The organism is Pseudomonas fluorescens (assembly GCF_000730425.1).
Taxonomy (GTDB): Bacteria; Pseudomonadota; Gammaproteobacteria; order Pseudomonadales; family Pseudomonadaceae; genus Aquipseudomonas; species Aquipseudomonas fluorescens_X.
Genome location: NZ_CP008896.1, coordinates 3,593,805 through 3,613,821, shown reverse-complemented (window position 1 = coordinate 3,613,821; position 20,017 = coordinate 3,593,805). Strand labels below are relative to the sequence as shown.

Below are 20,017 nucleotides of genomic sequence, written 5' to 3'. Positions count from 1 at the left end.
CGCCTTCTCTTTAACTGACGCCGGGCTATCAAACGATAGCCTTTACAGGTCAGATGAGGAGTTCTCCATGATTGGACCAAGTATGGGCATCGGGTTAGGAGCCTCCGGGTTTTTCGAGGCGCTGGCCTTCGCGCCAAAAGACTATCGAAGTGTTCAGGCAATGTCGTCGGACATGACCCAGAGGGGCGCAGTGACTTCAGAAACCCTGGTCAGCGATGCGTTGAAGAGCATCGCCAATATCGATCAGGGGTTGCAGGGGGGCAATGCGTTTATTCAAGTCAATCCCGATGCTCGAGAAGCAGCGAAGAGACTTGACCAGGAACGCGCTGCGGGCCATGTGCGTGGTGTCTTGCACGGGGTTCCGATTGCCCTGAAAGATGTCTTTGAAACAAGTGGCAAAATGCAGACCAGTGCGGGTTCTCGTGCGTTGGTGGGTGCTCCACCGAAAAAAAATGCCAGGGTCGTGGACAGCTTGCTCAAGGCTGGCGTGGTGATCCTGGGCAAAACCAACATGACTGAGCTTTCCAACTTTCGTTCTGAGATTCCGGTTGATGGATGGAGCTCGCGCGGCGGGCAAACGCTCAATCCCCATCGGCTAGGCGGGCAGGTGGCAGGGTCCAGTTCGGGGTCGGCCGTCGCGGTAGCCCAAGGGCATGTCCCATTGGCATTGGGGGTCGAGACCAATGGTTCAGTCATTGCCCCGGCGGCTTTCAATGGTGTGTTCGGTTTGAAAACGACGGTTGGGCTGGTGAGTACTGAGGGCGTCATGACCAGTTCCAGAATGGACACGGTGGGCACTTTTACGCGTAACGTCAGTGATGCCGCCCAGGCACTGAACGCCATGACCCAAACTAATGCCTATACCGCAGGCCTGAGGCCGGATGCCCTGCAAGGCAAACGCATCGGTTATACCCCCCTGCCTGAGTTGTCGCCTGAAGAAGCCAGGGATCCTGCCCTGCGCTCGGACAGGCAGCATTTCGAAGACGCGATCAGGTTGCTGGAGTCCAAAGGGGCAGAGATGGTGCCGATCCTTACGTTGGGCGTGAATGTGTCACTTGAAGCCTACAAAAACTACGACGACGCGCTATTTGCGGACGTTAAGCAAAGCCTGCAAGGCTATCTGGCCGGCAGAGAAGGGTTGCCGGTGAAATCGTTGTCCCAGTTGATTGCGTTCAATGAGCGCAACAAGCGACCCGGGGAGCCTGACCAGGACTTTCTCAAAATGATCAACAGCCTGGAGACGACCGATGAACAGCGGGAAGCACTGTGGGAGGCGGTCATCCCGGTATTCAGGCAAACCCTCGATCAACCACTGACCGAGCACAAACTCGATGCCATCGTGTCGAGCTTTCGTTCAGACAGTTATTACTTTGCCGCCGCCGCAGGCTATCCCGGCATCTCGGTACCTTCGGGTATGGATGATGAAGGTATGCCGACTGCGCTTCACGTCACCGGTGCGGGCAACAGCGAAGCCACCCTGCTCTCGATCGCGTATGGCTATGAGCAGGCAACGCAGGCAATCAGGGCGCCGGCATTCATTCCTGGCGTGCCATTTAGGCCGCACTCGCTGTAGGCAATTAGATCTGTGGGGCCGCGCCCGTTGTCAACGTGGCATCGGGTGCGGCATCTGATCAACGCACGTTCAGGCTAAAACCTACCCGCGTCAGCCACTCAGCCTCCTGGGCGAAATCCGCTTGGGTCAGTTGATTCTCATCCAGCCAGTTCTTGGGAAACACCACGTCCAGGCTGTCGCCATTGGCCTGCAGGGTGACTTGTGGCATCTGCTGGGTGCCACGGATGTGGTGGAACAGAATCGCAAAACGCAGCAGGGCGCACAGGCGGATCAGCTTGATGCCCTCGGCGCCGAACTCGGCGAACTTGTCCTTGGGGATATTGCGGCGATGACCGCGTACCAGCAGGGCCAGCATCTGCTGGTCTTCCCGGGAAAACCCCGCCAGGTCCGAGTGTTCGATCAGGTACGCGCCATGCTTGTGGTAATGATAGTGAGCGATATCCAGCCCCACTTCATGGACCTTGGCCGCCCAGCCCAACAGTTCACGCCAGACCCCGTCCTGCAGGTCCCAATCCTCGGCGACCTGGTCAAAGGCATGCAGCGCCTTGCGCTCCACCCGCGCGGCCTGTTCCAGATCGACGTGGTAACGCTCCATCAGCGAGCCCAGGGTGCGCTCACGGACGTCTTCATGGTGATGGCGACCCAGCAAGTCGTAGAGCACGCCTTCACGCAGAGCGCCATCGCAGTGATCCATGCGTTGCAGTTCAAGGGCGTCAAAGATCGCCTCAAGGATCGCCAGGCCTGCGGGGAAGATGGCTCGGCGGTCGGGCTTGATGCCCTCGAAGTCAATTTTCTCGGCATCGCCGAGCTTGAACAGCTTGCGCTTGAGCCAGGCCAGGCCTTCTGCGTTGACCTCTCCGGTGCCATGGCCGCCGGCCTTCAGGGCCAGGCCGATGGCGCGGATGGTGCCGGATGAGCCGATGGCTTCATCCCAGGTCAGGCGATGCAGGGCATGCTCGATGCTCATGATCTCCAGCCGCGCCGCCGTGTAGGCCTGGGCGTAGCGGGCCGGGGTGATCTTGCCGTCCTTGAAATAACGCTGGGTGTAGCTGACGCAACCCATTTGCAGGCTTTCGCGCAGCAGCGGCTCGAAGCGCTGGCCAATGATGAATTCGGTACTGCCGCCGCCAATGTCGGCCACCAGGCGTTTGCCGGGGGTATCGGCCAGCGTATGGGAAACGCCGAGGTAGATCAGGCGCGCTTCTTCACGGCCAGAAATGACTTCCACCGGGTGTCCGAGGATCTCCTCGGCGCGGCGAATGAATTCGCCACGGTTACGCGCTTCGCGCAATGCGTTGGTGCCGACGATACGCACAGCGCCCTGAGGCATGCCGTTGATCAATTGGGCAAAGCGCTTGAGGCAATCGAGCCCACGTTGCATGGATTCTTCGTTGAGCTTGCGCTCATCGTCGATTCCGGCAGCCAGTTGTACCTTTTCGCCGAGCCGCTCAAGGATACGGATCTCACCGTTCTGGGCCTTGGCCACGACCATGTGAAAGCTGTTGGAGCCCAGGTCGATGGCGGCGATCAGGGACAGATTCTTGGCTTGGGATTGCGGCATGGGTAGGGGATCTCGGTCGATAACCTTGCCATCGTGCCACGATCAAACGCTGGCGCCAACGCGTAGTGCTCGGTGATTTCTCTTACTCCTGCTCTCGATCAAGTTTTGTAGGAAATGTAGGGCAAATTCCCAGATGGCTGATGACATCTCTTTGTTGAGGTGTAGGTAGTTATGAGGCTTTTCGCGATTTTAGTTTTTATGCGGTTTCCTACATAAGTAAGTTAATTATGCTGATCCATAATTTGTTCTGGACTACTTTTGGAGATGTTAAAGGAGACAGTTGTTTTTAATGGGTCTCACAGAGATCAAGGTATGGTCTTATATTTATTGAAGGGGGGTGAAGGTGAAACTGTCATTCGGCAATGACGCCGTGGTGTTACTTATTTATAGCTTTTTGTTTCATGGAGGAACTAATGATGGCGGCGGAATTGTCCGGGTTTGATAAGTAATGCCTGACACTTTTTAACGACAGGTCGATCATGAAAAAAGTATTGGGTTTGACGATGGGCATTGTTTGCCTGGCTGCAAGTATTGGCGCTCAAGCAACAAACGTCGCACAGCTGGTGGTGCGGGGGACGATTACTCCAGCGTCCTGCAATCTCAGCCTGGGCGGCGGCGGGATCATCGATTATGGGACCATCCGCTCTGGCGAGTTGTCCCAGACCGCCTTCAACCCCCGTGAAGAGAAAACCACCTCGGTGTCCGTCAACTGTGGCAGCACCCCGGCCAAATTCGGCCTGGCCCTGACCGACCTGCAGGCTGGCAGCAAGGTTACCGGGATCCTCGGTGCCGGCTATACCGAAGCGCAGAACTTCGGATTGGGCGCTGTCTCGAACCGGCGTACCGGCGGTTACTCGGTCACGCTGCGCGACCTGAGGTCGTCAGGCACCGTGTTGAACCCGATCATGCGGACCACCGGTTCCGGTGCCTGGCAGAACAGCGATGGGAAAGTCGCGCAATCACCCAGCCAGTACTCGTGGCGTAATGGTACGACGGTGACCCCGGCATCCATTGCCCAACTGACGGGTGTCCTTGCAGTCAAGGCGGTCATCAACCGAGGCCAGGATTTGGACCTTACCCGGGATGTCACGCTGGATGGTCGCGCTACCTTAGTACTTAGTTACATTTAAATCCATTAAAGCAGCCGATATTGAACCGGAAGTTAAATGAAATTTCCGGAACTTATCGGCTGTTTTTACGTGGGCGCTTTTCAGAAATTTGTTTTGGGGTGTTGCGGAGAAAGTACAGTGAATGGTTTTTTTAAATCCAGTGTGGCGTTGTTTCTGTATGCGAGTTTGTTGCTTTGTGCAAGTCGCCTGGCAGTTGCCGATGGCATGCGGCCCGAAACAACGGTTGTCGTGCTCTATGAAGAAGACGGTGAAGCGACGATCAATGTCAAGAACACTGACCCGGGACCCGCGCTACTTCACTCGGTGATCGAAAATATTCCGCAGGATCAAGAGCCGCTATTGATCGTCACTCCCCCCATTACCCGGGTCGAGGCAGGTGAAACCCAGTTGGTTCGCTTTATCAGCACGGCCGGGGTGCCGCTCAAGACACAACGGTTGAAGCGTGTTTCCTTCGAGGGGATTCCCCAGTCCCGCGGCCCTGGCGGTACGACCATCGGTATCACGTTGCGGCAGAACCTGCCGCTGATCCTGCACCCCAAAGGGTTGGCCAGGCACCAGGCGCCCTGGGAGCTGCTCAAGTGGAAGCGCCAGGATGCAGGTCTGGTTGTCCACAACGACAGTGCCTATGTGGTGCGGTTGGCCCCTGAGTTGCAGTTGCTGCCGGGAAAACAACTGGCGGCCCTGCCGCGCAGCTATGTCCTGCCGGGGGAAGTGCTGGCGGTTGAGACCCGCAGTTCCTTGGCCGATGTCACGTCGGTAGTCCTGCAGCCAGCCACGGTGTACGGATTTACCGTTGACAGTTACCAAGCCGAAGTGGCCGATCATGGTATTTGACCGGGTGGTGGGCAAGGCTGCGAGCGGTGCCTGTTCGGGGCTGTTCGTGGGGCTGGCAACCTTGTTCGGGGCAGATGGAAATGCACTGGCTATCGAGTTGGGTGAGGGGTTCGACCTGGCAGCTCTGACCACCCACGGTATTGATCCGAAGATCTCGGAGTATTTCCGCAGTGCCGCGCGTTTTCGCGAGGGGGTCCAGGTGGTCGGACTGCGGGTCAATGGCAATGCATTAGGGTTGGTCGATGCCCGTTTCGATTTTCAGGGCCAGTTGTGTTTTACCCGTGGGTTGTTGGACAAGGCCGGTTTGCGGGTGCCATCGTCGGTGTTGCAGGCCGGTGTGACGGCTGACCAGGCCTGTCATGACTTTGTTGGCCAGTATCCGGCGACGATCGTGAGGTTGCGTCCTGGCAATGACGAAGTGTCGCTGGTGGTGCCCACGCAATCGTTGCGCGAGCCGGAGTGGGAAGCGGGCAGCTTCAGCCAGGGTGGCACGGCCGCCCTGCTCAACTATGACGTGCTGGGATTCGACAACCACTCGCGCGATGGCTCCAGCCGTTTTATCTCGGCCTATACCGAGGCTGGGTTCAATCTCGGCAATTGGGTTGTGCGCAGTCGGCAGTTCTATATGTCCGACAATGGCAGGAACAGTAGTGAGCATATATACGCCTACGCCCAGAGAGATTTCGCAGCCCTGCAGTCGACTTTCCAGGCAGGCCAGATTTCCAGCAGGAGCCCGGTGTTCGGCGGTCTCCAGCTCTCGGGTCTGCAGCTCTTTCCAGATGGTGTCGCGCGTGCGGGCAACTCCAGCGGCGTAGTGGTTGAAGGCCTGGCCCATAGCCAGGCGCGGGTTGAGGTGCGCCAGTCCGGTGTTCTGATCTATTCGACCCTTGTACCGGAGGGGCCTTTCACCCTCGCAGACCTACCGTTGCTCAACGGTACCAGCGACCTGGAGGTAAGTGTCATCGGCACCCGGGGGGGCAAGCGCAGTTTCGTGGTGCCCGCGGCGTCTTTCGGTGCGCAGGTGCCGGTTGTGCCAGGTTTTGACTTCGCCCTGGGCAAGGTGCGGGAAACCGTTGCCAGCGACAGGGAGTCGCCGGTGGTGGCGATGGGCAGTGGCACCTGGGGCTTGGGCGCAGGTACGGCCCTGGGGGTTGGCGTGCTCGGTACCGACGAATACTACGCGGCAGGTGGCACCTTGAGCCGTGTGTTTTTCCAAAGGATTTCGGTGAATGCGCGACACAACCTGTCCCGCGACAAGGTCAGCGGCGTCGGCGGGACGCGCAGTGCTGTGTCGCTGGGCAGCCCATTGGGTGCCGGTGTCGAGGCCAGCCTGAGTGTCACCATCCAGAGTCGAGGTTATCGGGATGTCCTGGAGGCAGGGGAGGCATCGCCCAAGGGCTATCTGGATACGCGTTTCCAGCGCCAGTACACCGCTGGGCTGAGCTGGACGGAGCCCACTATCGGTGCGCTCTCCTTCACTTATTCTCATAACGCACAGTTTGACGGGCATAGTACTGAATATGTCTTTGCGTCGTGGAACAGGCGCTTCAGGGACGTCGATGTTGCACTGATCGCCGACTCACAGACAGGCCCGTCGCGTCGACGCAATCGCCGTTACGCGGCAAACGAGGCACCTCCCCTGGAAGGGGCATCACTGCGCCTGCAGGTCAGCATGCCTTTTGGCGAGAGCCGTCGCCTCAGCTCTTTCGCCAGCCGACGCAATGGTCGTTCCGATATCGGTACGACAATGTCGGAACGGGTCAACGACTATATGGATTACGAAGTTGGTGTCGAACGAGACCTGACGGATCGCGAGCAATCGGTGCGCGGTCGGGTCGACGTCATGCCACGCTATACGCGCATTGGCGCGGGTATCAGCCGGGATGGATCAGGCACCAGCTACACCGGGCAACTGCAGGGTGGCATCGTGGCCCATGAACAAGGGCTGACCTTCTCGCCGTATGCCGTCCAGGACACGTTTGGCCTGTTGTCGGTAGGCAATATCGCGGGCGCCAAAGTCTCCACGCCCCAGGGTCCGGTCTGGACTGATTATCGCGGTCATGCGGTCATTGCGGGGTTGCCGGCCTACAGCACCAGCCACCTGGAAGTGCAGACCCAGTCCTTGCCCAGGTATGTCGACCTCGGGAACGGCACCCAGACCCTCGCAGCCGCACGCGGATCGTTCAATACCGTGGAGTTCAAGGTGGTCAGCGCCCGCCGCGTTCTGTTGACGGCCCGTGATCAGGGCGGGCGTGCGCTGCCCCAGGGCGCGCCGGTGTTTGGCCCGGGCAAGGTCTTCCTTACCAGCGTGGTGGGCGATGGCCTGATCTTCCTGAACGACAGCGATCCCCAGCAAACCCTGAGTGTCGAGCTACCAGACGCTACGAAACCCTGTCTGTTGCAACTGAACCTTGAGCCAGAGCCCTCCAATGACAAACTCTATGAAACTGCCTCGGCTACCTGTCGTGCGTTGTAAATCGATGGCTAAGGCGGGGCGGCAGTTGGCATTCGCGGTGACGTTGCTGGCCAATCAGGTCAGTGCCGCCGATTGCCAGTTAAGCTTAAGCCAGCCCCGGGTTGATTACGGAGTATTGCGCCATGCGCAGTTGCTCGATGATCACTGGGGGTCGCCGTCGCTGGGCAAACGGACGGTGCTCCTGAACGTGATATGCATTGATCCTGTTCCCATGGCGGTGCGGTTCAGCGGATTGCCTGCGGGCCCTCAGGGCTTTCGATTTGGCGGTGACGGCGCGATTGTCTTGAGTGTCAGGCATGCCCAGCTTGATGGCAGGGCCGTGGACCTGCTCGCCGAAGACTCGATGCCTGGGGCACCTCGTGAGCGGCTTTTGCCTGGGCAGGTCTTGATTGCCCGCGCTGCCGGGGGGCCGGTGGCAGGCAGACTGCTCTCGGTGCAACTGGACATCGCTCCCAATGTACCGATGTCGGTTTTCTCGGTTCGCGGCGAAACCACGCTTGAAGGACGGGTGCAGATCGAATGGGTGCCCCGTGAGGCCAGTGCCAGCACGGCAGTTGCACCGGGCCGATGACGTCGGCCTGTTCAGCTGTTTTGTTGGTTGGAGCAGGCAGTGGGCATTGCGCACTTTTTTCGCGCCTGGTCTTCGGGTTTCCCCAGCGTCAGTGCCGAAAAGCCAGAAACTACCGTTCATCCGACCGGGTTCTGTGCTGGAAACCGCGCAGGAGGACCGCAGAGTCTTGCATGCCCTGGCTGGGGCATATCCAAAATGATGGCGCTCAATAGCAAGAGTCAATCAGCGGCGGCTTCCTGAACGAAGGAAGGGCGGCTATGATGGGCAACGTTTTTTTTGCTTACAACCCGGAGACATCCATGAGCAACGATCTTATCAAGCACGTCACCGACGCGACCTTTGAGGCCGAAGTACTGCAGGCCCAAGGCCCGGTGCTGGTTGACTACTGGGCTGAGTGGTGTGGTCCTTGCAAAATGATCGCTCCGGTCCTGGACGACATCGCAACTACCTATGAAGGCAAACTGACCATCGCCAAGCTGAACATTGACGATAATCAGGAAACCCCAGCCAAGCATGGCGTGCGTGGTATCCCGACTCTGATGTTGTTCAAGAATGGCAACGTCGAAGCCACCAAAGTCGGCGCACTGTCGAAGTCGCAACTGGCAGCATTCCTCGACGCCAACATCTAAGCGTCGAAAAAAGGCCCCGCAAATTGCGGGGCTTTTTCGTAAAACAGGGCTAGACGCTCTGAAATTCAGGTGGTACATTCGGCCCCGCACTGGTTTCTCCACTGCCCCCTGCAAGCCGTCGCCGACGCATTCCTTTCGATTAGTACGCGATCCTGTCGCCTTCTCTGCGGCGCGGCCTCATTAAGCCAAAAGCTTAATTCCCCCCCTCTATAAATGATTACGTCATTCCTATATGAATCTGACTGAACTCAAGCAAAAGCCGATTACCGACCTGCTCCAACTGGCCGAAGAAATGGGCATAGAAAATATGGCCCGTTCGCGCAAGCAGGACGTGATTTTCTCCCTGCTGAAAAAGCACGCGAAAAGCGGCGAGGAAATCTCCGGTGATGGCGTGCTGGAGATTCTCCAGGACGGCTTCGGCTTTCTCCGCTCTGCAGACGCCTCCTATCTCGCCGGCCCAGACGATATCTACGTCTCGCCGAGCCAGATCCGTCGCTTCAACTTGCGCACCGGTGACACCATCGTTGGCAAGATCCGCCCTCCAAAGGAAGGCGAGCGTTATTTCGCCCTGCTCAAGGTTGACACGATCAACTTCGATCGCCCGGAGAACGCGAAGAACAAGATTCTCTTCGAGAACCTGACGCCGCTGTTCCCGACCGTGCGCATGAAGATGGAAGCCGGCAACGGCTCCACCGAAGACTTGACCGGCCGCGTTATCGACCTGTGCGCCCCGATCGGCAAAGGCCAGCGTGGCCTGATCGTCGCCCCGCCGAAAGCCGGTAAGACCATCATGCTGCAGAACATTGCAGCGAACATCGCGCGTAACAACCCTGAAGTTCACCTGATCGTGCTGCTGATCGATGAGCGTCCGGAAGAAGTGACCGAGATGCAGCGCACCGTGCGCGGCGAAGTGGTTGCCTCGACGTTCGATGAGCCGCCAACCCGCCACGTGCAGGTTGCCGAAATGGTGATCGAGAAGGCCAAGCGCCTGGTCGAACATAAGAAAGACGTCGTGATCCTGCTCGACTCCATCACCCGTCTGGCCCGAGCCTACAACACCGTGATCCCGAGCTCCGGCAAAGTGCTCACCGGTGGTGTCGATGCCCACGCCCTGGAGAAACCGAAACGTTTCTTCGGCGCCGCGCGTAACATCGAAGAAGGCGGCTCGCTGACCATTATCGCCACGGCGCTGGTTGAAACCGGCTCGAAGATGGACGAAGTGATCTACGAAGAGTTCAAGGGTACCGGCAACATGGAGCTGCCTTTGGACCGTCGCATCGCTGAAAAGCGCGTGTTCCCGGCCATCAACATCAACCGCTCCGGCACCCGCCGTGAAGAGCTGCTGACTGCCGACGACGAACTGCAGCGCATGTGGATCCTGCGCAAGCTGCTGCACCCGATGGATGAAGTGGCTGCCATCGAGTTCCTGATCGACAAGCTGAAAACCACCAAGACCAACGACGAGTTCTTCCTGTCGATGAAACGTAAGTAATACGACGTTTCAGGTCCGAAAAAATGGCGCCCCCAGGGGCGCCATTTTTTTGCTTGGGATTTTTAACCACGTTTAGCGGACAATTGCGCCGCCGATAGGGCTGCCAGTCGCCCTCAGAGCAGGTAGGATGTACGCCTATTTTACGGGTGGCATGGTTAATGAAATTCAAGGATCTTCGGGATTTCGTGCAGCAACTTGAGCAGCGCGGAGAGTTGAAACGTATTCAGGTGCCGGTTTCCCCGGTTCTGGAAATGACTGAGATTTGCGACCGCACCTTACGTAACAAGGGCCCGGCGCTGCTGTTCGAAAACCCCACAGGCTTTGATATCCCGGTGCTCGGCAACCTGTTCGGCACGCCCGATCGGGTGGCGTTCGGCATGGGCGCCGAGTCGGTCAGCGAACTGCGCGAGATCGGCAAGCTGCTGGCCTTCCTCAAGGAGCCCGAGCCGCCCAAGGGCCTGAAGGATGCCTGGTCGAAGCTGCCGATCTTCCGCAAGATCATTGCCATGGCGCCCAAGGTGGTCAAGGACGCGGTATGCCAGGAAGTGGTCATCGAAGGCGATGATGTCGACCTGGCGATGCTCCCGGTGCAGACCTGCTGGCCCGGCGACGTCGGCCCGCTGATCACTTGGGGCCTGACCGTCACCAAGGGCCCGAACAAGGATCGCCAGAACCTTGGCATCTACCGTCAGCAAGTGATCGGCCGCAACAAGGTGATCATGCGCTGGTTGAGCCACCGTGGTGGCGCGCTGGACTTCCGTGAGTGGTGCGAGAAGCATCCGGGCCAGCCGTTCCCGGTCTCTGTAGCCCTGGGCGCCGACCCGGCCACCATCCTCGGTGCCGTGACGCCGGTGCCTGACAGCCTGTCCGAATACGCCTTTGCCGGCCTGCTGCGCGGCAATCGCACGGAGCTGGTGAAGTGCCGTGGCAATGACCTGCAAGTACCGGCCACCGCCGAAATCATCCTCGAGGGCGTGATTCACCCGGGCGAGATGGCCGATGAAGGCCCTTATGGCGACCACACCGGCTACTACAACGAAGTCGACAGCTTCCCGGTGTTCACCGTCGAGCGCATCACCCACCGGATCAAGCCGATCTACCACAGCACCTACACCGGCCGGCCGCCCGATGAGCCGGCGATCCTTGGCGTGGCGTTGAATGAGGTGTTCGTACCGATCCTGCAGAAGCAGTTCCCGGAAATCACCGACTTCTACCTGCCGCCGGAAGGCTGCTCGTACCGCATGGCCATCGTGACCATGAAAAAGTCGTACCCGGGCCATGCCAAGCGCGTCATGCTCGGTGTGTGGTCGTTTTTGCGACAGTTCATGTACACCAAGTTCGTTATCGTCACTGACGACGACATTAATGCCAGAGACTGGAACGATGTGATCTGGGCCATCACCACGCGCATGGACCCCAAGCGCGACACAGTGATGATTGATAACACGCCGATTGACTACCTTGACTTCGCTTCGCCGGTGTCGGGCCTGGGATCGAAGATGGGCCTGGATGCCACCCATAAATGGCCGGGTGAAACCACCCGTGAATGGGGCCGGGTGATCGTCAAGGATGAAGCCGTGACGGCGCGTGTCGATGCGATGTGGAAAGAACTGGGAATAGATTGATGCGTGTAACCCTGCAACCTTCCGGTGCGGTCCTCGACTTGCAGCCCGGCGAGCGGATTCTTGAAGGTGCACGGCGCCTGGGCTACGAATGCCCGCAGGCGTGCCGCAATGGCGTGTGTCACGTGTGCGCTGCGCTGCTGGTCGAAGGCCGGGTGCAACAGGCCGGCGAAGTGCGTGACCATGGTGAGTTCTACACCTGCATCGCCGAACCGCTGGAAGATTGCATCGTGTTATGGGATGGCGTGTTGGCACCGGGAGAGTTGCCGGTACGCAAGCTTGCCTGCCAGTTGAGCGAATGCGTGGACCTGGGTGGCGATGTCTGGCGTGTGCGCCTGCGTGCGCCAGCCGGCAAGGCAGCTCGTTACCACGCGGGCCAGTACCTGATGATAGAGCGCGAAAACGGCGAGAAATCGGCGTTTTCCCTGGCTTCGGCGCCCCATGCCGGGCGCGAGCTGGAGTTGCATGTGCTGGTCCGTGAAGACAGCGCCCGCAGCCTGATCGAGCAGTTGCAGCGTAACCAGATGGCGCGGGTCGAGCTGCCGTTTGGCGATACCCACCTGGCCGAGTTGCCCGACGGGCCGCTGGTGCTGATCGCGGCCGGCACCGGCATGGCGCAGATGCACAGCCTGATCGAACACTGCCGGGCCAGCGGTTTCAGGCACCCGGTACATCTGTATTGGGGCGTGCGCCGTCCCGATGATTTCTACCAGGTCGAGCATTGGGAGCAATGGCAGCAATTGCCCAATCTGTTCCTGCACAAAGTGGTCAGCGACCTGTGCGGTTGGGAAGGGCGTTGTGGCTTGTTGCATGAGGCGGTGTGCGAAGACATTGCCGACCTCAAGGCCGTGCATGTCTATGCCAGCGGTTCGCCGGCGATGATCTATGGCACGCTGGATGCGTTGGTCAATGCCGGTATGGATGCACACCAGATGCGCGCCGACGTATTTGCCTACGCCCCGCGCTCCTGACCTGTAGGAGCCGGCTTGCCGGCGATGAGGCCCTTGAGTCATGCGTTGTTTTCAAGGACGCCATCGCCGGCAAGCCGGCTCCTACACACGGCGGGTTCTTAGAACCGCACGCCCGTGGTCACCATCGCCGCATTGAACCCCAGCAACACCAACTCTGCCGCCACCGGCCCATAGTGAGCCCCCACCGAGGGAATGATCACGGGTGCCACGCCATAGCGGTTCAGTGGAATCTTGTCGCGATACTTGCCGCGATAGCCCTGGATCGCCCCACCGGTCAGCTTCACATACACCGGATAGTCGCTCATGTCGTAGCGTTTGCCCACGTAGGCGTAATACGAGCGTTGGCGAAACGAGTTGCGAAAGGTCGCACCGCCATACACCCACCGCGAAGCGTCATTGCGCTCCAGACCGATCAGGTCCTGATGGTTGTTGTGTTCGGGATCCGGTGCAAAGTGCCGGGTGTAGACGCTGGTCTGGGCGTACCAGAAGCCTTTGTCGTCCTTGGCTGGCGCTTCGGCGGCCAGGGCGGTGGTGGCCTGCGCCAGGAGCAGCAGGCCGGAAAGTCGGTTTTTCATGGGGCGACCTCGATAGTCGGTGGGTGCGCGGCTAAGTGGGTCGTGATGCGCGCCTATTTTGAAGGTTCGCTCTGCACAAAGGCTGAACGGGCGCTGAAAATAGCGGGATCTCCCGTGGCAATCCTGACGAGTGGGACCTGTTGCTTATGCTTTTTCTTATTCTTAAAAGGTATTTATTGGCTTTCATAAATATCATTAAGGTATATACAAATCGGGCCACCGACTATCTGCCAATAACCAGTAAATGACCGCCACCGTCCGCCACACGGATCGATCGTATGAACTCAGGGCATTGACGTTCTGACTTTTGATTCCAAGGGGAGCGGTATGGGGAGCTACAAGAAGCACGCGCTGTGCACGGCGATTTTGTCAGCCAATTTGCTGACCGCCGTGGGATTCAATCCAGTGATTGCTGCTGAAACGGCGACAACCGACACGCCAAAACTCGACACCGTGATCGTTACCGGTACCCGTGCCCAGGAGCGTACGGCCAGCGCATCGCTGTCGCCCATCGATGTGATTTCCGGCGAAAGCCTGCGCAGTACCGGCTCCGACGAGTTGGGCGCGGTACTGGCACGGCTGATTCCTTCCATCAATTTCCCACGCCCCAGCCTGGTGGACGGCGCCGAACTGGTGCGTCCGGCGCAACTGCGCGGCCTGTCGCCGGATCAGGTGCTGGTGCTGGTCAATGGCAAGCGGCGCCACACCAGCGCTTTCGTCAACCTGGGCGGGGCGGTCGGCCGCGGTTCGGCCCCGGCGGATTTGAATGCCATCCCGCTGTCGGCGGTCGACCATATCGAAGTGCTGCGCGATGGCGCGTCGGCCCGATACGGGTCCGATGCGATTGCCGGGGTGATCAACGTGATCCTCAAGCAGACCGACCACGGCGGCTCGGTTTCCAGCAAGTTCGGCCAGTACAAGAAAGGTGACGGGATCCAGCGCAACATCAGCGGCAATACCGGCCTGGCCGTGGGTGAGAATGGGTTTATCAACCTTTCCGCCGAAGGTGCCGACAATGACTACACCAATCGCGCCGGCCACGATTACCGCCCAGGCAGCATCGGCTCCACGACATACGGCCAGCGCGTGTTCCGCCAGGGCGAACCCTCGACCAACGAAGGCAAGCTGTGGCTAAACGCCGGCTATGCCTTCAACGATGCCGCCGAGTTCTACACCTTTGGCGGCTACAGCAAGCGGCGCGGCGAGACGGCGGCGTTCTACCGGGCGAGCAATGCGCCCAACAACCTCCCGGCGCTCAACCCCAATGGTTACCTGCCGCTGATCCGTGGCAATCTCGAAGACACCTCGCTGGTGGCCGGCCTGCGTGGGCAACTGGCGTATGACTGGCACTACGACCTGTCGGCCAACTACGGCAAGAACCAGTACGAACTGCGCACCGAAACCATCAACACCTCCCTGGGCCTGGCGACGCCGCGCAAGTTCGACAACGGCACCCTGAGCAACGAGCAGAAGCAGCTCAGCCTGGACCTGTCCCGTGAATTTGACCTGAGCTGGCTGCCGTACCCGGTATCGGTGGCATTCGGCGGCGAATACCTGCACCAGGGCTATGAAATTGAAGCCGGCGAGCCGGCGTCCTACTACCAGACCGGCAGTTCAGGCCTCGGCGGTTTCCGCGATGCCGATGCCGGGAGCACTTCGCGCCACAACTGGGCGCAGTACCTGGACCTGGAAACCAACTTCACCGAAAAGCTCGGCGTTTCGGCAGCGGTGCGTCATGAGGACTACAGCGATTTTGGCTCCAACGTCAGTGGCTCGCTGTCGGCGCGCTATGACTTCACCCCGCAGGTGGCCCTGCGCGGCAGCATTTCCAATGGTTTTCGCGCGCCATCCCTGGCCCAGCAGAACTTTGCCTACACCTCGTCGCAGTTGATCGGCAATACCCTCCAGGAAGCCGGCACCTTCCCGGCCAACAGCCAGGTGGCGCGCTTGCTCGGTGCTGAGGATCTCAAGGCCGAGAAGTCACGCAACTACAGCCTGGGCCTGGTGCTGGAGCCTGCGGACAACCTGACGGTAACGGTCGACGTCTACCGTATCGATATCCGCGACCGTATCAGCCTGTCGTCCAACCTCGCCCTTAATGCAGCGACCCGTGCCTATCTGCAGGCCAACGGTGTCGGCAATATCGACTACACCACTGCCCGCTACTTCACCAATGCCACTGACACCAGCACCGACGGTGTCGACCTGGTGGCCAACTATCGCTATCAACTGGACAACGGCATCCGCTGGAACAGCACTGTGGGCTACAACTACAACCACACCAAGGTCACGGACGTGAAGGCCAACCCGGCCATTCTCGATAGCCTGGGCGCCAACCTGGTGCGGGTCGACCGGCGCGAGCGCATCGGGTTGCTGGGCGACACGACGCCCCAGCACAAGCTGAGCCTGGGTAACGATTTCACCTTCGGTAACTGGGCGCTGCACAGCAACCTGGTGCGCTATGGCGAATTCACCAGCTACCAGGCAGACAAGGTCAACGACCAGACCTTCAAGGCCGCCTGGGTGCTGGACCTGTCAGCTGACTATAAATTGCACAACTGGACCTTCACCGTGGGCGGCGACAACGTCACCGACAAGTACCCGGAAAAGCTCAATGCCTACGCCAGCAGTGGCGGCAACCTGGCCTATAGCACTTTTTCGCCTTACGGTTACAGCGGCGCGTTCTATTACGGTAAAGTCGCCTATAACTGGTAGTAGCTCTTCATTTCCAAGAAAGGAGACCTAAGCGATCCGCCATGACCGTTATTGAATCCGAACCTCTGCAATTGGCTTACCCGCCGCGGCTCGATCTGGGGCCGCAACTCACTCACGAACAATTGATGAGCTCGATGCAGGCCACCATGGACCTGCATAAGGGTGGGCCGGTCTGGCTGTTTGCGTATGGCTCGCTGATCTGGCGTCCCGAGTGTTCGGCAACCCAGCGTCTGCGCGCACGGGTCCACGGTTATCACCGGGGCCTGTACCTGTGGTCCCATGAGCACCGGGGCACGCCGGAATTGCCGGGGCTGGTGTTCGGTCTGGATCGCGGCGGCTCGTGCAGTGGCTTTGCCTACCGCCTGCCGGAGGAGCAACTGGAAGCCTCGCTTTATGCCTTGTGGCAGCGTGAGATGCCTTACCCGTCGTATCGACCACACTGGCTCAGTTGCCGGCTGGAAGACGGCAGCCAGGTGCAGGCATTGGGGTTTGTGTTGGAGCGGCACCTGCCCAGCTATGCCGGCAACTTGCCCGACAGCGTGCTGAACCAGGTATTTGAAAGCGCTTGCGGGCGCTACGGCACTACTCGCGATTATGTCGAGCAGACCGTCAACGCCCTGCGTAGCCACGCCATGCCAGACAAGAATCTGGAGGCGCGGCTCAAGCGATGTGCCAGAGGCTGCGACGGCGATTAACGCGCCGAGCTGACGCTATTGGTATGCCACAGGGTGGGGATCAGGAACGCGATGGCCAGCAGGCACGCGCCGATCAGCAGCACAAAGCCACCGTCCCAGCCGAAGTGGTCCACGGTGTAGCCCATGGCCGCACTGGCGGCCACTGAACCGCCGAGGTATCCGAACAGGCCGGTAAAGCCTGCGGCCGTACCTGCGGCTTTCTTCGGCGCCAGTTCCAGCGCCTGCAGGCCGATCAGCATCACCGGGCCGTAGATCAAAAAGCCAATGGAGAACAGCGCGATCATGTCGACCATCGGGTTGCCTGGCGGGTTGAGCCAGTACACCAGGGTTGCCACGGTCACCAACGCCATGAACACAATGCCGGTCAGGCCACGGTTGCCACGGAAGATCTTGTCCGACATCCAGCCGCACAGTAGCGTGCCCGGAATCCCCGCCCACTCGTAGAAGAAGTACGCCCAGGACGACTTGTCGACGGTGAAGTGCTTGGCTTCCTTGAGGTAGGTCGGTGCCCAGTCCAGCACGCCATAGCGCAGCAGGTACACGAACACGTTGGCGAAGGCGATGTACCAGAGCATTTTGTTGCGCAGCACGTACTTGACGAAGATTTCCTTGGCGCTGAATTCGTCTTCGTGACTGGCGTCGTAGCCTTCCGGGTAGTCGTTCTTGTACTTCTCGATCGGCGGCAGGCCCACCGACTGTGGGGTGTCGCGCATGGTGATGAAGGCAAAGACCGCCACAGCCAAGGCCACAGTGGCCGGGACATAGAACGCGGCGTGCCAGTCGTTGAACCAGGCCATGCCCAGCAGGAACAGCGGGCCGATCAGGCCGCCGCCGACGTTATGCGCCACGTTCCATACCGACACCACGCCACCGCGCTCCTTCTGCGACCACCAGTGCACCATGGTCCGCCCGCTCGGTGGCCAGCCCATGCCTTGGGCCCAACCGTTGATGAACAGCAAAATGAACATCATGGTCACGCTGGAGGTTGCCCAGGGCGCGAAACCGAAAATGAACATCACCCCGGCCGATACCAGCAAGCCGAAGGGCAGGAAGTAGCGCGGGTTGGAGCGGTCGGACACCAGGCCCATGAGGAACTTGGACAGGCCGTAGGCAATGGCAATGGCCGACATGGCCAGGCCCAGTTGACCACGGGTGTAACCCTCGTCGATCAGGTAGGGCATGGCCAGGGAGAAGTTTTTGCGCAGCAGGTAGTAACCCGCGTAGCCAAAGAAGATACCGGCGAAGATCTGCCAGCGCAGTCGTCGGTAGGTACTGTCGATCTTTTCTTCAGGCAGGGGTGCCTGATGGGGGGCAGGACGAAAGAAAGCAAACATTCAAGAGCTCCAAATTTCTTGTTTTGACTGCGGATGCGAATGTTACAGTTTCGTTACCGAAAATAGCATCGCCTCTTATCTGCAAGTACAGGAAACGGGAGCAATTGCATGTTCTTTTACGAACATGTCGCCAATAGATAAGTGTGGGTCGTGATCAGAGCAAATGTAGGCGCTGGCAAGCCAGCTCCTACATTGGACGTATTTCAGACCATTTACCGGACCTGCACGACCACCTTGCCCACGGCCTTGCGCTGCCCCAGGTCGTTGATCGCCTGGGCGGCGTTATCCAGCGGGTACACCTGCGACACCAGTGGCTTGAGCTTCCCCTCGGCATACCAACTGAACAATTGCTGGAAATTCGCCGCATTATCCTGCGGCTGGCGTTGAGCAAACGAGCCCCAGAACACGCCCACCACCGCCGCGCCTTTGAGCAATGCCAGGTTCACCGGCAACTCGGGGATGCGCCCACTGGCAAACCCCACCACCAGCAGGCGACCGTTCCAGGCAATGGCGCGGATCGCCTGGTCAAACAGATCGCCGCCCACCGGGTCGTAGATCACGTCGGCACCGTTGCCATCGGTCAGGCGCTTGATTTCATCCTTGAGGTTGCTTTCGCTGTAGTTGATCAGCTCATCGGCACCTGCGGCCTTGGCCACGGCCAGCTTGTCGGCGCTGCTGGCGGCAGCGATCACCCGGGCACCCATGGCCTTGCCGATTTCCACGGCGGCAAGGCCAACGCCACCGGACGCACCCAGCACCAGCAGGGTTTCACCAGCGGCCAGGTGGCCCCGTTGCTTGAGGGCGTGCATCGAGGTGCCGTAGGTCATGCTGAAGGCGGCGGCGGTGTTGAAATCCATGCTCGGCGGGATCGGCAACACGTTATAGCCCGGTACCGCGACCTGCTCGGCAAAGCTGCCCCAGCCGGTCAGCGCCATGACCCGATCGCCGGCCTTGAGGTGGCTGACCTTTTCCCCGACTTCGCTGACCACGCCTGCCGCTTCGCCACCCGGCGAGAACGGGAAGGGGGGCTTGAACTGGTACTTGCCCTCGATGATCAACGTATCCGGGAAATTCACTCCGGCGGCATGCACCTCCAGCAGGACCTCGTTCTTCTTGATCGCGGGGCTGGCGACCTCTTCCAGCACCAGGGTTTCGGCGGGGCCGAAGGCTTTGCACAGCACGGCTTTCATCGGACTCTTCCTTTTGGCGTATTGGCCGATAAGTGTAGGTGGGTCAGGTCAAGGGTCAACGAGCATGCCCCGGCCTGATAAGTCGCCATAAGCTTGTGCTCTGCCTTGCTAGCGTTATGCTACTGGCAATCGAATGTGAGGAATGAACTGTGAAAGCGTGGACCCTGTTGATGCTGGCCCTGACGCTGCCGATGGCAGCCCATGCCGAAGAAGCCAAGGAAGGCGAAGCGCCGAAGGTCAGCTATTACAGCCTGACGCCGCCTTTTGTGGGCAACTACGCCCTGGATGGCGGCGCGAAACTGCGGGTGTACAAGGCCGATGTGGCCCTGCGCGTGACCGGCCCGCAAGCGGCTGCGGCGATCAAGGCCAATGAGCCGTTGATTCGCAACCAACTGGTGGCGTTGTTTACCCAGCAGACGGTCGAGAGCATGGGCAGTGTCGAAGGCAAAGAGAAGCTGCGCCAGGAGGCGTTGAAGCAGACCCAACAAGTGATGAATGACGAGACGGGCCAGCCGGTGGTTGAAGATCTGCTGTTCAACAACTTGATCATCCAGTAAAGCGCACGCTTCGCGCCCATCGCCGCGACGCGGCGCCCCGGTAAGCCAGCTCTCACATTTGATGGTGTTCACAAATCAAGATGTGGGAGCTG

At 59.6% G+C, this 20,017-nt stretch carries 16 protein-coding genes; 12 read left to right on the top strand and 4 right to left on the bottom strand.

Annotated elements, in window-relative coordinates:
• Positions 1–160 precede the first annotated feature (160 nt).
• Positions 161–1,573: an amidase family protein gene (locus HZ99_RS16195; protein WP_038444375.1), complete on the top strand. Its 1,413-nt coding sequence runs from the start codon at positions 161–163 to the stop codon at positions 1,571–1,573.
• Between the two features lie 58 nt (positions 1,574–1,631).
• Here the strand turns inward: HZ99_RS16195 and ppx are convergent, their stop codons facing one another.
• The gene (gene ppx, locus HZ99_RS16190; RefSeq protein ID WP_038444373.1) at positions 1,632–3,134 is read right to left on the bottom strand and encodes an exopolyphosphatase; all 1,503 of its coding nucleotides are present in this window, start codon (positions 3,132–3,134) and stop codon (positions 1,632–1,634) included.
• A gap of 479 nt (positions 3,135–3,613) precedes the next feature.
• Between ppx and HZ99_RS16185 the strand changes: the two genes are divergently transcribed.
• From HZ99_RS16185 to HZ99_RS16150, 8 genes are all read left to right on the top strand, one after another.
• Positions 3,614–4,264: a DUF1120 domain-containing protein gene (locus HZ99_RS16185; protein ID WP_038444371.1), complete on the top strand. Its 651-nt coding sequence runs from the start codon at positions 3,614–3,616 to the stop codon at positions 4,262–4,264.
• 36 nt (positions 4,265–4,300) lie between these two features.
• The gene (locus HZ99_RS16180) at positions 4,301–5,098 is read left to right on the top strand and encodes a fimbria/pilus chaperone family protein (RefSeq protein WP_080727719.1); all 798 of its coding nucleotides are present in this window, start codon (positions 4,301–4,303) and stop codon (positions 5,096–5,098) included.
• Positions 5,088–7,574, top strand: coding sequence for a fimbria/pilus outer membrane usher protein (locus HZ99_RS16175; protein WP_051903167.1), 2,487 nt, complete (start codon positions 5,088–5,090; stop codon positions 7,572–7,574). Before HZ99_RS16180 ends, HZ99_RS16175 begins: the two co-directional genes overlap by 11 nt.
• Positions 7,540–8,145 (top strand): hypothetical protein, encoded by a 606-nt coding sequence (locus HZ99_RS16170; protein WP_181883238.1) that lies wholly within the window; start codon positions 7,540–7,542, stop codon positions 8,143–8,145. The genes HZ99_RS16175 and HZ99_RS16170 overlap by 35 nt, the downstream gene beginning before the upstream one ends.
• A gap of 299 nt (positions 8,146–8,444) precedes the next feature.
• The gene (gene trxA / locus HZ99_RS16165; protein ID WP_038448090.1) at positions 8,445–8,774 is read left to right on the top strand and encodes a thioredoxin TrxA; all 330 of its coding nucleotides are present in this window, start codon (positions 8,445–8,447) and stop codon (positions 8,772–8,774) included.
• Positions 8,775–9,006: 232 nt separating this feature from the next.
• Positions 9,007–10,266, top strand: coding sequence for a transcription termination factor Rho (rho, locus tag HZ99_RS16160; protein ID WP_003176825.1), 1,260 nt, complete (start codon positions 9,007–9,009; stop codon positions 10,264–10,266).
• Positions 10,267–10,424: 158 nt separating this feature from the next.
• Entirely contained in the window at positions 10,425–11,891 is a 1,467-nt protein-coding gene (gene ubiD / locus HZ99_RS16155; protein ID WP_038444369.1) for a 4-hydroxy-3-polyprenylbenzoate decarboxylase, read from the top strand.
• Entirely contained in the window at positions 11,891–12,859 is a 969-nt protein-coding gene (locus HZ99_RS16150) for a CDP-6-deoxy-delta-3,4-glucoseen reductase (RefSeq protein WP_038444367.1), read from the top strand. Before ubiD ends, HZ99_RS16150 begins: the two co-directional genes overlap by 1 nt.
• A 98-nt stretch (positions 12,860–12,957) precedes the next feature.
• On the opposite strand, the gene HZ99_RS16145 is transcribed toward HZ99_RS16150, so the two are convergent.
• Positions 12,958–13,434 (bottom strand): hypothetical protein, encoded by a 477-nt coding sequence (locus HZ99_RS16145; RefSeq protein ID WP_038444365.1) that lies wholly within the window; start codon positions 13,432–13,434, stop codon positions 12,958–12,960.
• Positions 13,435–13,761: 327 nt separating this feature from the next.
• Between HZ99_RS16145 and HZ99_RS16140 the strand changes: the two genes are divergently transcribed.
• Together HZ99_RS16140 and HZ99_RS16135 are read left to right on the top strand one after the other, a co-directional pair.
• Positions 13,762–16,149 carry a TonB-dependent receptor plug domain-containing protein gene (locus tag HZ99_RS16140; protein ID WP_038444363.1) on the top strand — a complete coding sequence of 796 codons (2,388 nt, stop codon included), beginning with the start codon at positions 13,762–13,764 and terminating at the stop codon, positions 16,147–16,149.
• 41 nt (positions 16,150–16,190) lie between these two features.
• Positions 16,191–16,844: a gamma-glutamylcyclotransferase gene (locus HZ99_RS16135; RefSeq protein WP_038444362.1), complete on the top strand. Its 654-nt coding sequence runs from the start codon at positions 16,191–16,193 to the stop codon at positions 16,842–16,844.
• On the opposite strand, the gene glpT is transcribed toward HZ99_RS16135, so the two are convergent.
• Positions 16,841–18,178 carry a glycerol-3-phosphate transporter gene (gene glpT, locus HZ99_RS16130; RefSeq protein ID WP_038444360.1) on the bottom strand — a complete coding sequence of 446 codons (1,338 nt, stop codon included), beginning with the start codon at positions 18,176–18,178 and terminating at the stop codon, positions 16,841–16,843. The genes HZ99_RS16135 and glpT overlap by 4 nt on opposite strands.
• 212 nt (positions 18,179–18,390) lie before the next feature.
• On the bottom strand, positions 18,391–19,368 hold the full coding sequence (locus tag HZ99_RS16125) for an NADPH:quinone oxidoreductase family protein (RefSeq protein ID WP_038444359.1): 978 nt from the start codon (positions 19,366–19,368) through the stop codon (positions 18,391–18,393).
• 149 nt (positions 19,369–19,517) lie between these two features.
• On the opposite strand from HZ99_RS16125, the gene HZ99_RS16120 reads away from it, so the two are divergent.
• Positions 19,518–19,925, top strand: a complete 408-nt coding sequence (locus tag HZ99_RS16120; RefSeq protein ID WP_038444357.1) for a flagellar basal body-associated protein FliL — start codon at positions 19,518–19,520, stop codon at positions 19,923–19,925.
• Positions 19,926–20,017: the final 92 nt, after the last annotated feature.

Coding starts and splice junctions, on each gene's coding strand:
- HZ99_RS16195 (WP_038444375.1), top strand. CDS start 161: ATGTCGTCGGACATGACCCAGAGGGGCGCAGTGACTTCAGAAACCCTG.
- ppx (WP_038444373.1), bottom strand. CDS start 3,134: ATGCCGCAATCCCAAGCCAAGAATCTGTCCCTGATCGCCGCCATCGAC.
- HZ99_RS16185 (WP_038444371.1), top strand. CDS start 3,614: ATGAAAAAAGTATTGGGTTTGACGATGGGCATTGTTTGCCTGGCTGCA.
- HZ99_RS16180 (WP_080727719.1), top strand. CDS start 4,301: ATGAAATTTCCGGAACTTATCGGCTGTTTTTACGTGGGCGCTTTTCAG.
- HZ99_RS16175 (WP_051903167.1), top strand. CDS start 5,088: ATGGTATTTGACCGGGTGGTGGGCAAGGCTGCGAGCGGTGCCTGTTCG.
- HZ99_RS16170 (WP_181883238.1), top strand. CDS start 7,540: ATGAAACTGCCTCGGCTACCTGTCGTGCGTTGTAAATCGATGGCTAAG.
- trxA (WP_038448090.1), top strand. CDS start 8,445: ATGAGCAACGATCTTATCAAGCACGTCACCGACGCGACCTTTGAGGCC.
- rho (WP_003176825.1), top strand. CDS start 9,007: ATGAATCTGACTGAACTCAAGCAAAAGCCGATTACCGACCTGCTCCAA.
- ubiD (WP_038444369.1), top strand. CDS start 10,425: ATGAAATTCAAGGATCTTCGGGATTTCGTGCAGCAACTTGAGCAGCGC.
- HZ99_RS16150 (WP_038444367.1), top strand. CDS start 11,891: ATGCGTGTAACCCTGCAACCTTCCGGTGCGGTCCTCGACTTGCAGCCC.
- HZ99_RS16145 (WP_038444365.1), bottom strand. CDS start 13,434: ATGAAAAACCGACTTTCCGGCCTGCTGCTCCTGGCGCAGGCCACCACC.
- HZ99_RS16140 (WP_038444363.1), top strand. CDS start 13,762: ATGGGGAGCTACAAGAAGCACGCGCTGTGCACGGCGATTTTGTCAGCC.
- HZ99_RS16135 (WP_038444362.1), top strand. CDS start 16,191: ATGACCGTTATTGAATCCGAACCTCTGCAATTGGCTTACCCGCCGCGG.
- glpT (WP_038444360.1), bottom strand. CDS start 18,178: ATGTTTGCTTTCTTTCGTCCTGCCCCCCATCAGGCACCCCTGCCTGAA.
- HZ99_RS16125 (WP_038444359.1), bottom strand. CDS start 19,368: ATGAAAGCCGTGCTGTGCAAAGCCTTCGGCCCCGCCGAAACCCTGGTG.